The organism is Arthrobacter sp. RCC_34, from assembly GCF_041360795.1.
In the GTDB taxonomy this organism is placed as follows: Bacteria; Actinomycetota; Actinomycetes; order Actinomycetales; family Micrococcaceae; genus Arthrobacter_E.
Window position 1 is genome coordinate 1,449,936 of sequence record NZ_JBFUPW010000001.1, and the last position, 13,978, is coordinate 1,463,913.

Below are 13,978 nucleotides of genomic sequence, written 5' to 3' on the forward strand. Positions count from 1 at the left end.
GCACGTCCGCCGGCACACTGTCGGTCGCGTTATGCCCGATGGCTTGCTTCAGCGCCCTGTGACGGCGCTCTGTGGCGACCCTCAGTGGCGAGGCGGCGGGGCGGCCCGGTAGTTGCGGGGCGACTTCTTGCCCTGGCGCTGCAGCGGCACTCTGAGCGAGTAGCGGTCGGCCCGGTAGTACGAGACCGAGTAGTCCACGACCGTGTCCGCCACATAGGCATGACGCTGGATCTTGAGCAAGGGTGAGCCGATGTCCACCTTGAGAAGAGTGGCCACGGACGGGCTGGCGGCGGTGGCCTCGACGATGTCCTCCCCCCAGTCCATCACCAGGCCGTAGTTCTGCTCCAGTTCGCCGTAGAGCGAGACCGGGGCCTTCCCCGCCGTGATCCCGGGCGCCCGTGACGAGACGATGAAGTTCTCGTCGACGCTCATGGGCTCATTGTCCGCGAGCAGGAGGCGCCTGAAGCGCACCACGGCGGTTCCCTCGGGGACCTCCAGCTCGCGCGCCAGATGAGCGTTCGAATGGATCTCCTCGAAGCTGAGGACCCGCGACGTCGGCACCATGCCGCGGCGCTGCATCTCCTCGCTGTACGACGTGAGTTTGAGCTGCAGATCCATCTTCGGGCGGTGCACGAACGTCCCCACCCCCACCATGCGGTCCACCACGTTGTCGCGGGCCAGGGAATCAAGAGCTTGCCGCACGGTCATGCGCGCGAGCCCGAAACGTTCGCACAGGGCGCGCTCAGAAGGCAGCTCCGTGCCAGGCTGGCACTTGGTGTCGATGAAGACCAGCAGGAGCGACTTGAGCTGCTCATAGAGCGGCACAGGGCTTTCCCTGTCGATCTCTCCGCTGATGGCCGACGCACTGGGGGGCATGCTGTTCTCCGCACGAAAAGTGGATCACTGGACAGCTACTATTCTTGTTCAGATAGCTGTACCGGTCTAATGAACATTCGAGGAGTCCCTGTGCCCGTTGTCCGCGCCCGAATCGCTGCCGCCATCGGCCTGCACGCGCGCCCGGCCGCCCAGTTCGTCCGCGCCGTCGCCGAGACGCTGCTGCCGGTGACCATCACCCAGCAGGGTCAGGATCCGGTGGATGCCCGTTCCCTCCTGGAGGTCATGACGGCGGACTTCACGCAGGGCACCGAAGTGACACTGGGCCTCGACGACGAGCGGTACGGCACGCCGGAGGCCCAGAGCATCCTGGAGAGCCTCCGGGACCTGCTCGAGTCCCAGGAGTAGGCGACGTCGCTGCGCGGCGACTGACGGGGCTGTCACGGCTCCCCCACTGGTGAGTAGATCTCCAGAGACGAAAACGACGACGGCGGCGGCCTCCCGAAGGAGGCCGCCGCCGTCGTCGTTGATGCAGTCAGTCGGCGTGAGCCGGCCGGTCAGTGAGCGTGATCACCGCGGCTGTACTCGAACACCCAGCCGACCAGGGCCACGACCGCGAGGCCGGCTGCGATGAACAGGATCCACCAACCGACGGCCAGGCCGAGGAAACCACCGGCGCAGGCCAGGCCGAGGACCAGCGGCCACCAGCTCCAGGGGCTGAAGTGCCCCTGCTCGCCGGCGCCTTCGTGGATCTCGGCGTCCTCGCGGTCCTCGGGACGCATGCCGACGCGCTTGCCGGTGAACCCGAGGTAGAAGCCGATCATGCCGGCCAGGCCACCCACCAGGAGGATGCCCAGGACGCCGACCCACTCGGTCCAGTTGGTCAGGAAACCGTAGACGATGGAGACCGGGACGAAGAAGAAGACGCCGGTTCCGAAGAGCCAGGACTCGATTTTCACTTGGCGACTCCGTTCGGGACTGCGGAGGTGTGCGCGGGGGCCAGCTCCGGGTGGTGCAGGTCAAGCGCGGGACGCTCGGACCGGATGCGCGGGATGGACGTGAAGTTGTGACGCGGCGGCGGGCAGGACGTGGCCCACTCGAGCGAAGCGCCGAAGCCCCACGGGTCATCAACGGTGACCTTCTTGTCACTGCGCCAAGTGATGTACACGTTCCAGAAGAACGGGATCAGCGAGGCGCCGAGCACGAAGGAGGAGATCGTGGAGAACTGGTTCATCGCGGTGAAGCCGTCCTGCGGCATGTAGTCCGCGTAACGACGCGGCATGCCGAGCACACCCAGCCAGTGCTGGATCAGGAAGGTGCCGTGGAAGCCCAGGAACAGGAGCCAGAAGTGGATCTTGCCGAGACGTTCGTTGAGCATCTTGCCGGTCCACTTCGGCCACCAGAAGTAGAAGCCCGCGAACATCGCGAACACCACCGTGCCGAACACCACGTAGTGGAAGTGAGCGACCACGAAGTAACTGTCCGAGAGGTGGAAGTCCAGCGGCGGCGAGGCCAGGATGATGCCGGTCAGACCACCGAAGAGGAAGGTGACCATGAAGCCGAGGCTCCACAGCATGGGCGTCTCGAAAGTGATGGACCCACCCCAGAGCGTTCCGATCCAGTTGAAGAACTTCACACCGGTCGGGACCGCGATCAGCATCGTCATGAAGGAGAAGAACGGCAGCAGCACGGAGCCGGTCACGTACATGTGGTGGGCCCACACGGTCACGGACAGGGCGGCGATGGAGATGGTCGCGTAGACCAGACCCTTGTAACCGAAGATCGGCTTGCGGCTGAACACCGGGAAGATCTCGGAAACGATGCCGAAGAACGGCAGGGCGATGATGTACACCTCAGGGTGACCGAAGAACCAGAACAGGTGCTGCCAGAGCACCGCTCCGCCGTTCTCGGGATCGAAGATGTGAGCACCGAAGCGGCGGTCGGCGCCCAGGCCGAACAGAGCGGCGGCCAGCGGCGGGAAGGCCATCAGCACGAGGATCGCGGTGATCAGCGTGTTCCAGGTGAAGATCGGCATGCGCCACATGGTCATGCCCGGGGCACGCATGCAGATGATCGTGGTGATGAAGTTCACCGCACCGAGGATGGTGCCGAAGCCGGACAGACCCAGACCGAAGACCCAGAGGTCACCGCCCACGCCCGGGGAGAACGTGGTGTTGGAAAGGGGCGCGTAGGCGAACCAGCCGAAGGAGGCGGCGCCCTGCGGGGTGATGAAGCCCGAGACGGCGATGGTGGAGCCGAACAGGAAGAACCAGAAGGCCAGGGCGTTCAGACGGGGGAAGGCCACGTCGGGAGCGCCGATCTGGAGCGGCATGATGACGTTGGCGAAGCCCGCGAACAGCGGGGTGGCGAACATCAGGAGCATCACGGTGCCGTGCATCGTGAACAGCTGGTTGTACTGCTCCTTGGTCTGCAGGATCTGCATACCGGGTTCAAACAGCTCCGCGCGGATGAGCAGCGCCATGACGCCACCCAGGCAGAAGAAGATGAACGAGGCGATCAGGTACATGTAACCGATCGTCTTGTGGTCGGTGGACGTGATCCAGTTGACCACGATCCGGCCCTTGGATTTCGGCACGACCGGTGCCTCCAGGACCCCAGCGGGTTGAGTGTAGGTAGCCACGAGACGTCCCTTACTTCTTTTCGTTCAGATTGGGGTTGCGGTCGTACTTGGAACCAAGCTCGCCCGTATTGCCCTGCTTGCGGAGGTCATCCATGTGAGCCTGGAACTCGGACTCGGAGACGACCTTCACGCGGAAGAGCATCTCGGAGTGGTATTCACCGCAGAGTTCGGCGCACTTACCGTCGTAAGTGCCTTCCTTGGTGGGGGTGAAGTTCAGGTAGTTCGTCTTACCGGGGATCATGTCGCGCTTCTGCAGGAAGGCGGGAACCCAGAAGGAGTGGATGACGTCACGGGAGTTCAGCTCCAGCTCGACGCTCTTGTTGACCGGGAGGTACAGCGTGGGGAGCTTGTCCTTGTCCACTTCCTGACCGGTGAGGTGCGCCTGGACGCCGCCTTCGTACACGGGCTGCTGGATGACATTGCCCTGCTTGTAGTTGAAGTCCCAGGCCCACTGCTTGCCACGGACGTCCACCACGACGTCGGCCGGCTTGGACCGGTCGTCGATCGCCTGCTGGTCACGGTCGGTGAAGTAGAAGAACACCAGGACCATGAACAGCGGGATGGTCAAATAGAAGACCTCGAGCGGCAGGTTGTAGCTCAGCTGCTTGGGGAAACCGGTGGTGCCCTTGCGGCGCCGGTAGGCGATGATGCACCAGATGATCAAGCCCCAGGTCACGAACCCGACGGCAATGGCGGCAATCCACGAGTTCACCCAGAGGTCAATGATCCGGCCAGTGTGATTGGTGACGTCCTTCTCAGACGGCAACCACCCCCTGGCTACCTCCGATGAACATCCGGTCAATGCCAACGCACCGGCCACGGCGACGCCGGTGATCGCCGTGATCTTACCGCGTCGGCTGCCGGTTCGGTTCTGCGAACTCACAGACGGCCCTTCCTCTTTGTTTCAGCATGTGGCGCCGTTTTTTGGCACCACTGCGTGGAGTTTTACTACCCGATGTAGAGCTTACCGCGATGGGCCGCGTTTTGCTCACACAACAGCCGTGTGCCCCGCACATTCTTGAGAAGTGCGGGGCACACGGCTGTTGTGAAGGAGACTTCCTAGTGGAACGAGTCACCACAGGCGCAGGATCCGCCGGCATTCGGGTTGTCGATGGTGAAGCCCTGCTTGGAGATGGTGTCCTCGAAGTCGATGGAGGCGCCGTTCAGGTACGGGACGCTCATCTTGTCCACCACGACCTCCACACCGTCGAAGTCGCGCACGGCGTCGCCGTCGAGCAGACGCTCGTCGAAGTAGAGCTGGTAGATGAGGCCCGAGCAGCCGCCCGGCTGAACGGCGACGCGCAGACGGAGGTCCGTGCGGCCTTCCTGCTCCAGGAGGCTGCGGACCTTGCCAGCGGCTACGTCGCTGAGCTGGACCTCGTGGGTGGGAAGCTCGTCATCCGTGGTGACAGCGACATTCTCGCTGGTGCTGGTGCTCATGGATCTCTCCTCTTTCACTTTTCCCAAGGCCTGTCATGACCCCAGGACACTGCTGGCTCTCCTACTATGCTACGGCCGAACACGGAGCAGCCTTAATAGGAGTCAACGCGGGAACGGCCCGCGATCTTCCCGGACGTCGCCGATTCAGCCGTTGAGATCGGCGAGAAGGAGCGCCTCGGCCAGGATGGCCTTGCGGAACTCCTCGATATCGAGGGACTCGTTGGCGCTGTGCGCGCGGGAATCGGGGTCCTCGACGCCGGTCACCAGGATCTGCGCCTTCGGGTAGACCTCGACGAGTTCCGCGATGAAAGGGATCGACCCACCGATGCCGGTGCCCACAGATCCGGTCCCCCACGCCTCCGCGAGGGCGGCCATCATGGCGGTCGCAGCGGGCGACTCCATGTCCACGGCGAACGGATTGCCCATCTCCCCCGGGGTGAAGGTGACCTGAGCGCCGAACGGGGCGTGGGCCTTCACGTGCTCCTCGACCGCCTTCATGGCGGACTGCGGGTCCTGCCCGGGAGCAATCCGCAGGCTGAACTTCGCACGCGCCGTCGGGAGCAGGGTGTTGCTGGCCACCTCGATGCTCGGCGCGTCGATCCCGAGGATGGACAGGGCGGGCTTGGTCCAGATGCGGGAGGTGAGGCTCCCCTCCCCCGCAAGCTGGACGCCGGGCAGCACCGAGGCGTCGGCGCGGAAGTCCTCTTCGGGCATGTCGACGTCGGCGTTGTCCTCGGCGACCAGTCCAGCGATCGCGACATTGCCGCGCTCGTCATGGAAGGTGCTGATGAGGCGCGCCAGCAGGGTGGGCGCGTCGAGCACAGGCCCACCGAACATTCCGGAGTGCACGGCGTGGTCCAGCACGCGGACCTCGACCACCCCGTCGACCAGGCCCCGGAGGCTCGTGGTCAGGGCCGGGATGCCGACCTTCCAGTTGCTGGAGTCGGCCACGATGATGACGTCGGCCTCGAGCTCCGCCTGGTGCTCCTCCAGGAAGGTGCGGAAGGTCGGTGAACCGGCCTCCTCCTCGCCCTCGATGAAGAGTGTGACGCCGAGGCCGAGTTCGTCCCCGAGGACCTTCGCGACGGCGGCGCTGGCAGAGAGGTGCACTATGATGCCCGCCTTGTCATCGGCGGCGCCCCGGCCATAGAGCCGGCCGTCACGTTCGACCGCGACGAACGGCTCGGATTCCCACAGTGCCGGGTCCCCCGGCGGCTGGACATCGTGGTGGGCGTACAGCAGCACGGTCGGCTTGCCGTCCGCGGCGGCGCGGCGAGCGACGACGGCGGGCCCGCCCGGGGTGCCGTCCGCCTTGAGGGCGCGGTGCACGGCGACTTCCGGGAATCCGGCGGCGGTGGCGAGGGCCGCGACGGCCTCGGCGCTGCGGTCCAGCTGAGCGGCGTCGAAGCTCGCCCAGGCGATGCCCGGGATGGCGACGAGGTCCTTGAGAGTCGCCACGGTGGAGGCGAAGGATTCATCGATGGCGGCGCGCAGGGCCGCACTGTGGCGACCGGCTGCGGGCAGGCTGTTTTCCTCGTGAGAAGTCATGCTGAAAGCCTACCGAAGCACGGTGCAGGTCCAGCGACCGGCACCGAGTATCCTTGTGGGGTGTTTGGACGTAAGAAGGATGAGCCCCTGCCCGCCGAGCCGGAGACCGCTTCCGATGCTCCCGTGATCGGAAAGGGTGCCCCGACCCCGAAGCGGAAGGACCAGGTCGCAGCCCGCAAGCGCCCCCTGGTGCCCGAGGACCGCAAGGCCTCGAAGCAGGCTGAGCGCCTCGCCGTCGCCGAGCAGCGCGCCAAGGTGCGCAGCGCGATGGACACCGGCGACGAGCGCTTCCTGCCCGTGCGTGACAAGGGTCCACAGAAGCGCTTCGCCCGTGACTTCGTGGACTCCCGCTTCAGCGCCGGTGAATTCCTCATGTTCGGCGCCTTGATCTTCGTGGTCGCGTCGCTCGTGATCCCGCAGCGGAGCGATTCCCAGTTCATCGTCCTGGGCGCGTTCTGGGTGATGTTCCTGGTGGTCTTCGTGGACACGTTCCTGCTCAGCCGCCGCCTGAAGAAGGCGCTGACGGCCAAGTTCGGTTCCGTGGAACGTGGCACCGTCTGGTATGGCTGCATGCGTGCCCTGCAGTTCCGCAAGCTGCGTCTTCCCAAGCCACAGGTCACCCGCGGCCAGCGTCCCAGCTGATCCGGGCGGCCGTCGAGCCGCCTCCTCCTTCCACAGACAAGGGCCCCGGCCGTGAATCTCACGACCGGGGCCCTTGCGGTGTCCGGACTCAGCGGCGGAGTTTCGCGAGGCCCTTGTTGATGTGGCCCGCCCAGAAGGGACCCTCATACAGGAAGGCCGTGTAGCCCTGGACGAGGTTCGCGCCGGCGTCGAGGCGTTCCTGGACATCGGCCGCGGTCTCAACGCCTCCGACGGAGATGATGACCATCTCGGCGGGCACCTGGGCGCGCAGGCGGCGCAGCACATCCAGCGATCGGGCCTTGAGGGGCGCCCCGGACAGTCCGCCGGCGCCACAGGACTCCACCTTGGCGGCCGGTGCCGTCAGCCCCTCACGGCCGATGGTGGTGTTGGTCGCGATGATCCCGTCGAGACCGAGGTCGATGGCGAGGCGGGCCACATCGTCAAGGTCCTCATCGCTCAGGTCGGGGGCGATCTTGACCAGCAGAGGAACGTGGCGTCCCGCGCTGCGGTCCGCTTCCGCTCCCACGGCCTCCAGGAGAGGACGGAGCGAGTCCACGTTCTGCAGCAGGCGGAGCCCTGGGGTGTTCGGGGAACTGACGTTCACCACGAGGTAATCGGCGTGAGGGGCCAGCGCGCGCGTGCTGACGAGGTAGTCCTCGACGGCGTGTTCGAGCTCCACGAGCTTCGTCTTGCCGATGTTCACTCCGATGACGGGGCGCACGCCCGGGTGCCGACGGCTCAGTGCGGCGCGGGCGGCGGCGATGCGCGGCGCGACGTGCTCGGCGCCGTCGTTGTTGAAGCCCATCCGGTTGATCACCGCCCGGTCCTCCACGAGGCGGAACAGGCGCGGCTTCTCATTGCCCGGCTGAGCAGCACCGGTGATGGTCCCCGCCTCGATGTGGCCGAAGCCCATGGCGGCCAGCGCCTCGATGGCCAGACCTTCCTTGTCGAATCCCGCGGCGAGACCGAACGGGGACGGGAAGTCGATGCCGAACACCGTGGTCCTCAGCGACGGGTCGGGACCGTTGAGCCGGTGAAGGAGCCCGGCCGCTCCGGCCTTGTTGAAGAACCGGATGGCCTGGTAACCGATCCGATGAGCCTTCTCTGGATCCATCCAGGAGAAGGCAACACGGAAGACGGTGGGATAGATGCGCATGGCTCCATTTTTTCCGTTCAGGCCGGTCCGCACAAATGAGCCCACGTCATGGGCCCGGGCTTAGGATGAAAGCGCGGACACACGAGGCGCTGAGGAGGGGACATGGAGTGGCAGCCGGATATCCTCGGCCCGTCCTTCGAGTCCTTGGAGCTGCACACCACCCGGGACGGTTCCCAGCAGACCGCCACGCTCATCCGGTACCTCGGAGCGACGCCGGATGGCACACGGCCGGCACGGGGCACCGTCCTGTTCCTGCATGGCTGGAGCGACTACTTCTTCAACAGGGAACTGGCCGAATTCTTCGCGGGCCAGGGCTTCAGCTTCTTCGCGCTGGATCTCCACAATCACGGGCGGAGCCTGCGCCCGGACCTGCTCGGGGGCTATGTCGCCGATCTCGACCACTACGACCAGGACATCCTGGCCGCGCTCGAATCGTGCCACCCGGGGTCGGGACGCCCGCTGCTGCTCATGGGCCATTCGACCGGCGGGCTGGTGGCAAGCCTATGGGCGGCTCGCCATCCTGACCGCGTGGACGGCTTGATCCTCAACAGCCCCTGGCTGGAGATGCACGGCAGTCCTGCGATCCGCCACGCGGCGCGGTCCCTGCTGGCGCCCCTCTCCCGCATGCGACCCCAGACCGTGCTGCGCCTTCCGGAACGGGGATTCTACTGGCGCAGCATCAGTTCCGAGGCCGAGGGTGAGTGGGATCTGGATGACCGGTTCCGGCCGCCTCTGGCCTTCCCGGTGCGTGCGGGCTGGCTCAGTGCGATCCTGAGCGGCCAGAGCAAGGTGGCCCGGGGCCTGCGGCTTCCCCAGCCCATCGTGGTGCTCATGTCCACGTCGAGCTCGAACGGACCCCTCTGGCGAGAGGACATGCGCCGCAGCGACGCTGTCCTGGACGTCAACACCATGGCCGTCCGCGCTCTCGAGCTCGGCACCTCCGTCACCCTCGAAAGGGTCGACGGCGCGCTGCACGACGTGTTCCTCTCCCCCGCCGCCGTGCGCGAGGAAGCCTACGGACGGCTCCGGCGCTGGCTGAAGACCTTCTGACAGCGACAACCCCGAAAGGACAAGCCCGATGACACGTTCCCCTCTGCGGGTCCGCACCTGGCAGCAGGACGTGCTGTTCAACGACTTCGAACAGTGTCTCCTGCCCCTGGAGCCGGACGAGGAGGGCGCCGTCTCGGCGACGCTGGTCCGCCGGAAGCCGAAGCGCGAGCTGTCGTCGGCGGCACGGGATCACGACTGGCCGTCGTGGCTCGCCGCGGTCCGGCAGCGACGAGAGCACCGCCATGATCACGAGGATCACAATGTGGTGCTGTATCTCCACGGCTGGGCCGACTACTTCCTCCAGACCGAGCTGGCCGACTACTTCGAGGACCACGGCGCGAGTTTCTATGCGTTGGACCTGCGCAAGTTCGGCCGCAGTCTGCACGAGTACCAGACCGCCGGCTACACGGACGACCTGGATGTCTACGACGAGGAGATCGAAGCCGCCCTGACCGTCATCAGGGAGGAGGCCGCCGTGCGCGGCGTCCCGGAGGAACGCCTCCGGGTGCACTTGATGGGGCACTCCCTCGGCGGGCTGGTCGCCGCACTGTGGGCGGACCGCCACCCGGGCCGTCTGGCCAGCGTGATTCTGAATTCCCCGTGGCTCGAGCTGCAGGGCAGCACCTTGGTGCGGAGTATCGCCACCCAGCTGGTCGAGCCGTTCGCACGCGCGGATCCCAAACACGCGTTCCCGCTTCCGGAGATGCCGGCGTACTGGAAGAGCGTCAGTGACAAGGCGTACGGCGAATGGCACATCGTCTCCGCGTGGCGTCCCCGGGAGTCCTTCCCCATTCGCGCCGGATGGATCCGTGCGGTCATGAACGGCCATGCCCGCGTGCAGCACGGCCTCGACATCGACGCGCCGGTCCTGATCATGCTGAGCGAGCGGAGCAAGATCCAGACCGGCTACACGGACGAGCTCAAGACGCTCGACGCCGTGATCGACGTCCAGGAGACCGCCAAGCGGGCGCTGGGGATCAGCCGACGCGTGGCCGTGTTCCGCTACCGCGGCGCCATCCACGACATTTTCATGTCCTCACGGCAGGTCCGGGAACAGGCCTACAAGGAGTCGATGGACTGGCTCGTTCAGACTGCCGCGGAGTCCACGGCCGCACCGTAGCGGCGATCGCGGCGGGCGTAGGTCTCGACCGCCTGATACAAGGTGGTGCGGTCCACGTCCGGCCACAGTTCCTCGAGGAAGACGAATTCGGCGTAGGCGGACTGCCAGGGCAGGAAGTTGGACAGGCGCTGCTCGCCGGAGGACCGCATGAAGAGGTCGACGTCGGGCAGGTCCGGCTGGTAGAGGTACCGCTGCACGGTCTTCTCCGTGATCTTGCCGGGCTTGAGCCGTCCGGCCGCGACCTCCTCCGCCATCCGGTTGAAGCCGTCCACCAGCTCCGCCCGGCCGCCGTAATTGATGCACATGGTCAGCACGCAGCGCGTGTTGGCACGGGTGAGCTTTTCGGCTTCCTCGAGCTCCCGGATCACGGATCCCCAGAGGCGGGGGCGGCGGCCCGACCAGCGCACCTGGACACCCCAGCGGTTGAGCTGGTCGCGCTGGCGGCGTAGTACATCCTTGTTAAATCCCATGAGGAAACGGACCTCCTCGGGGGAACGCTTCCAGTTCTCCGTGGAGAACGCGTAGACGGTCACGTACTTCACACCCAGCTCAATAGCGCCCGCGACGACGTCGAGCAGCGCCGGCTCCCCTGCCTTGTGGCCCTCGATCCGTGGCAGTCCCCGGAGGTTGGCCCAGCGTCCATTGCCATCCATGACGATCGCGACGTGTTCGGGCACGAGTTCCGCAGGAATCCTCGGCGGTGTGGCGCCGCTCGGGTGCGGATAGGGGAATTCGTAGCCCAGCTGGGCGGGGTCAGAGAAGGACACGTGTGTTAATTCCTCAGTTCAGGATGAACGGTCGACATGCTGCAAGGCCTTCACCCTGCGTTCCAGGTGCCATTGTAGATAGGCGGACACGAGCCCTGCGGCTTCGGTCCTGGCGCGTTCCGGGGACTCCCCCGCCGTCTCCCAGTCACCGCTCAGCAGTGCCGCGAGCAAGGTGATGGTCTCGGGCGCGGGAGCCGGCGACCCGGGCGGCCGGCAATCCGCGCACACCATGCCTCCCAGAGCCGCGTTGAACGCGCTGTGCGGGCCCGGGGCGTCGCATCGGGCGCACGACGTGAAGCTCGGGGCCCAGCCGCCGGTGGACAGAGCCCGCAGGAGATACGAATCGAGGATGAGGCCGGGCGCGTGGGCGCCGCGACTGAGCGCCGCCAGGGCCCCCACCAGCAGAAGATACTGCGCGGTGCCCGAGTCGCCGTCGACGTCGGTCAGCTTCTCCGCCGTCTCCACCATCGCGGCGGCGACGGTGTACCGCGAGTAGTCGGAGGCGATCGCATGCCCATAGGAGCCTTTGCTCTGAGCCTGGGTGACGACCTCGAGGCTCCGCCCCGGGACCAGCTGCAGGTCCGCCACCATAAAAGGCTCCAGCCGGGAGCCGAAACGGCTGCTCGTCCGCCGGACCCCTCGGGCCACGGCTCGGATCTGACCGTGGTGCTTGGTCAGCAGGGTCAGGATCCGGTCCGCCTCGCCCAGCTTATGGGTGCGCAGCACGACGGCGTCGTCGCGGTATGCGCGTGATGTGAAGCTCGCCTCTGCCACGGTTCCATTCTCCCACTTCCGGACGCCGAAAGGCCCCGGCGGCGCTCCGGGAGTCGGAGCGCCGCCGGGGCCGGCGGAGATTCAGCCTGCGCTGTCCGGTTGACCAGGCGGCTCAATCAGGCAGACAATCGGCGGCCGTCAGATGGAACGGTCCCGGATGGCCCGGTTGACCGCGGAGATCACGGCCTTCAGGGAGGACGTGCTGGTGTTCGAGTCGATGCCCGTGCCCCACAGGACACGCTCCCCCACCGCGCACTCGACGTAGGCGGCCGCCAGGGCGTTGCCGCCCTCGCTCAGCGCGTGCTCGCTGTAGTCGAGCACTCGGACGTCGACGCCGTCCTTGCTCAGGATGTCCAGCAGCGCGGCGATGGGGCCATTGCCATGCCCTGTGCGATCCACGATCTGGCCGTCGACGCGCATCGCCGCGTGGAGGGTCACGGCGCCATCCTCATCGGATTCGGTCCGGGTGGCGCCGAGGGCGTAGCGGCCCCACTGCTGTGCGGCATCCTTCGCGGGCAGGTACTCGTCCTGGAACGCCTTCCAGAGTTCGTCCGCGCTGACCTCGCCTCCGACGGTGTCCGTACGGCGCTGGATGACGCCGGAGAACTCGATCTGGGCACGGCGAGGCAGGTCCAGGTGATGCTCGGACTTCAGCAGGTACGCGACGCCGCCCTTGCCGGACTGCGAGTTCACGCGGATGACCGCCTCATAGCTCCGGCCGACGTCCTTGGGGTCGATCGGCAGGTACGGGACCTGCCAGGTGAACTCGTCGACCTCGACTCCGGCGGCCTGGGCGTCCTGCTCCAGCGCCTCCAGGCCCTTCTTGATCGCGTCCTGGTGGGAACCGGAGAACGCGGTGAAGACCAGATCGCCGCCGTACGGGGAGCGCTCGGGAACGGGCAGCTGGTTGCAGTACTCCACGGTGCGCCGGATCTCGTCGATGTTCGAGAAATCGATCATCGGGTCCACGCCCTGGACGAACATGTTCAGGCCCAGCGTCACCAGGTCGACGTTGCCGGTGCGTTCACCGTTGCCGAACAGGCAGCCCTCGATACGGTCGGCGCCCGCCAGGTAACCCAGCTCCGCGGCCGCGACGCCGGTGCCCCGGTCGTTGTGCGGGTGCAGAGAGAGGATGATGCCTTCCCGCGGGTGCAGGTTCCGGTGCATCCACTCGATCGAGTCGGCGTAGACGTTCGGGGTGGCCATCTCCACCGTGGCGGGCAGGTTGATGATCACCTGGCGGTCGGCCGACGCCTCGAAGATATCCGCGACGGCGTTGCAGACCCGCACGGCGTATTCGAGCTCCGTGCCTGTGAAGGACTCCGGCGAGTACTCGTACGTGACGTTGGTGTCCGTCAGCGTCTCCTCGTACTTCTTGCACAGCCGGGCGCCCTGCAGGGCGATGTCCAGGATGCCGTCCTCGTCCTGCTTGAAGACGACGCGGCGCTGCAGTGTGGAGGTGGAGTTGTAGAGGTGGACGATGACGTTCTTCGCGCCGGTGATCGCCTCGTAGGTGCGTTCGATCAGGTGCTCACGTGCCTGGGTCAGGACCTGGATGGTCACGTCGTCCGGGATGTGGTTGCCCTCGATCAGCTGACGGACGAAGTCGAAGTCCGTCTGGGACGCGGAGGGGAAGCCGACTTCGATCTCCTTGTAGCCCATGCCGACCAGCAGATTGAACATCTTCATCTTGCGGGCCGGGCTCATGGGGTCGATGAGCGCCTGATTCCCATCGCGCAGATCGACCGCGCACCAGCGGGGCGCCGTGGTGATCCGCTTGTCCGGCCAGGTCCTGTCCGGCAGATCGACGGTGATCTGCTCGTGGAACGGGATGTAACGGTGGACGGGCATGCCCGAGGGCTGCTGTGCATTTCGCATGTGATTTCAGTGCCTTTTACTCGTGAGGGCTGTCAAGATCGCCGGGCGCAACAGACTCCGCGACGAGGGAGCCCAGCTTCACAACGGTAAAGAATCAGGCCTCGCCACGGCAGCTAAGAAGAAGCAAC

Annotated in this window: 14 protein-coding genes; 4 read left to right on the forward strand and 10 right to left on the reverse strand. The window is 66.2% G+C overall.

Annotation, left to right across the window (positions count from 1 at the left end; all coding sequences use genetic code 11):
- Positions 1-81: 81 nt before the first annotated feature.
- On the reverse strand, positions 82-876 hold the full coding sequence (locus AB6732_RS06890; RefSeq protein ID WP_370959257.1) for a GntR family transcriptional regulator: 795 nt from the start codon (positions 874-876) through the stop codon (positions 82-84).
- Positions 877-966: 90 nt separating this feature from the next.
- Here AB6732_RS06890 and AB6732_RS06895 point away from each other — a divergent pair, with 90 nt between their 5' ends.
- Positions 967-1,242, forward strand: coding sequence for an HPr family phosphocarrier protein (locus AB6732_RS06895; protein WP_066212549.1), 276 nt, complete (start codon positions 967-969; stop codon positions 1,240-1,242).
- Between the two features lie 149 nt (positions 1,243-1,391).
- On the opposite strand, the gene AB6732_RS06900 is transcribed toward AB6732_RS06895, so the two are convergent.
- From AB6732_RS06900 to AB6732_RS06920, 5 genes are all read right to left on the reverse strand, one after another.
- Positions 1,392-1,793 carry a cytochrome c oxidase subunit 4 gene (locus AB6732_RS06900; RefSeq protein WP_066212551.1) on the reverse strand — a complete coding sequence of 134 codons (402 nt, stop codon included), beginning with the start codon at positions 1,791-1,793 and terminating at the stop codon, positions 1,392-1,394.
- Positions 1,790-3,475 carry a cytochrome c oxidase subunit I gene (ctaD, locus tag AB6732_RS06905; protein ID WP_066212554.1) on the reverse strand — a complete coding sequence of 562 codons (1,686 nt, stop codon included), beginning with the start codon at positions 3,473-3,475 and terminating at the stop codon, positions 1,790-1,792. Before ctaD ends, AB6732_RS06900 begins: the two co-directional genes overlap by 4 nt.
- Before the next feature lie 10 nt (positions 3,476-3,485).
- Positions 3,486-4,358, reverse strand: coding sequence for a cytochrome c oxidase subunit II (gene coxB, locus AB6732_RS06910; protein WP_066212556.1), 873 nt, complete (start codon positions 4,356-4,358; stop codon positions 3,486-3,488).
- 176 nt (positions 4,359-4,534) lie between these two features.
- Positions 4,535-4,915 (reverse strand): iron-sulfur cluster assembly accessory protein, encoded by a 381-nt coding sequence (locus AB6732_RS06915; RefSeq protein ID WP_066212558.1) that lies wholly within the window; start codon positions 4,913-4,915, stop codon positions 4,535-4,537.
- Positions 4,916-5,059: 144 nt separating this feature from the next.
- Complete coding sequence (locus AB6732_RS06920) at positions 5,060-6,463, reverse strand: M20/M25/M40 family metallo-hydrolase (RefSeq protein ID WP_370959258.1); 1,404 nt, start codon at positions 6,461-6,463, stop codon at positions 5,060-5,062.
- A 60-nt stretch (positions 6,464-6,523) separates the two neighbouring features.
- On the opposite strand from AB6732_RS06920, the gene AB6732_RS06925 reads away from it, so the two are divergent.
- On the forward strand, positions 6,524-7,105 hold the full coding sequence (locus AB6732_RS06925; protein WP_066212567.1) for a DUF3043 domain-containing protein: 582 nt from the start codon (positions 6,524-6,526) through the stop codon (positions 7,103-7,105).
- An 88-nt stretch (positions 7,106-7,193) separates the two neighbouring features.
- Here AB6732_RS06925 and AB6732_RS06930 read toward each other — a convergent pair whose 3' ends face one another.
- Positions 7,194-8,261, reverse strand: coding sequence for a quinone-dependent dihydroorotate dehydrogenase (locus AB6732_RS06930; protein ID WP_144628608.1), 1,068 nt, complete (start codon positions 8,259-8,261; stop codon positions 7,194-7,196).
- Between the two features lie 102 nt (positions 8,262-8,363).
- On the opposite strand from AB6732_RS06930, the gene AB6732_RS06935 reads away from it, so the two are divergent.
- The gene (locus AB6732_RS06935) at positions 8,364-9,311 is read left to right on the forward strand and encodes an alpha/beta hydrolase (RefSeq protein ID WP_370959259.1); all 948 of its coding nucleotides are present in this window, start codon (positions 8,364-8,366) and stop codon (positions 9,309-9,311) included.
- Positions 9,312-9,339: 28 nt separating this feature from the next.
- A complete protein-coding gene (locus AB6732_RS06940; RefSeq protein ID WP_370959260.1) occupies positions 9,340-10,431 on the forward strand; it encodes an alpha/beta hydrolase in 1,092 nt (363 codons plus the stop codon).
- Here AB6732_RS06940 and AB6732_RS06945 read toward each other — a convergent pair.
- From AB6732_RS06945 to leuA, 3 genes are all read right to left on the reverse strand, one after another.
- The gene (locus AB6732_RS06945; protein WP_370959261.1) at positions 10,398-11,198 is read right to left on the reverse strand and encodes an isoprenyl transferase; all 801 of its coding nucleotides are present in this window, start codon (positions 11,196-11,198) and stop codon (positions 10,398-10,400) included. The genes AB6732_RS06940 and AB6732_RS06945 overlap by 34 nt on opposite strands.
- Before the next feature lie 18 nt (positions 11,199-11,216).
- A complete protein-coding gene (recO, locus tag AB6732_RS06950; protein WP_370959262.1) occupies positions 11,217-11,972 on the reverse strand; it encodes a DNA repair protein RecO in 756 nt (251 codons plus the stop codon).
- 138 nt (positions 11,973-12,110) lie between these two features.
- A complete protein-coding gene (gene leuA, locus AB6732_RS06955; protein WP_370959263.1) occupies positions 12,111-13,850 on the reverse strand; it encodes a 2-isopropylmalate synthase in 1,740 nt (579 codons plus the stop codon).
- Positions 13,851-13,978 lie beyond the last annotated feature (128 nt).

Bases quoted from the DNA above. Each gene is read 5' to 3' on its own strand.
- AB6732_RS06890 (WP_370959257.1), bottom strand. From the start codon at position 876: ATGCCCCCCAGTGCGTCGGCCATCAGCGGAGAGATCGACAGGGAAAGC.
- AB6732_RS06915 (WP_066212558.1), bottom strand. From the start codon at position 4,915: ATGAGCACCAGCACCAGCGAGAATGTCGCTGTCACCACGGATGACGAG.
- AB6732_RS06920 (WP_370959258.1), bottom strand. From the start codon at position 6,463: ATGACTTCTCACGAGGAAAACAGCCTGCCCGCAGCCGGTCGCCACAGT.
- AB6732_RS06930 (WP_144628608.1), bottom strand. From the start codon at position 8,261: ATGCGCATCTATCCCACCGTCTTCCGTGTTGCCTTCTCCTGGATGGAT.
- AB6732_RS06935 (WP_370959259.1), top strand. From the start codon at position 8,364: ATGGAGTGGCAGCCGGATATCCTCGGCCCGTCCTTCGAGTCCTTGGAG.
- AB6732_RS06940 (WP_370959260.1), top strand. From the start codon at position 9,340: ATGACACGTTCCCCTCTGCGGGTCCGCACCTGGCAGCAGGACGTGCTG.
- leuA (WP_370959263.1), bottom strand. From the start codon at position 13,850: ATGCGAAATGCACAGCAGCCCTCGGGCATGCCCGTCCACCGTTACATC.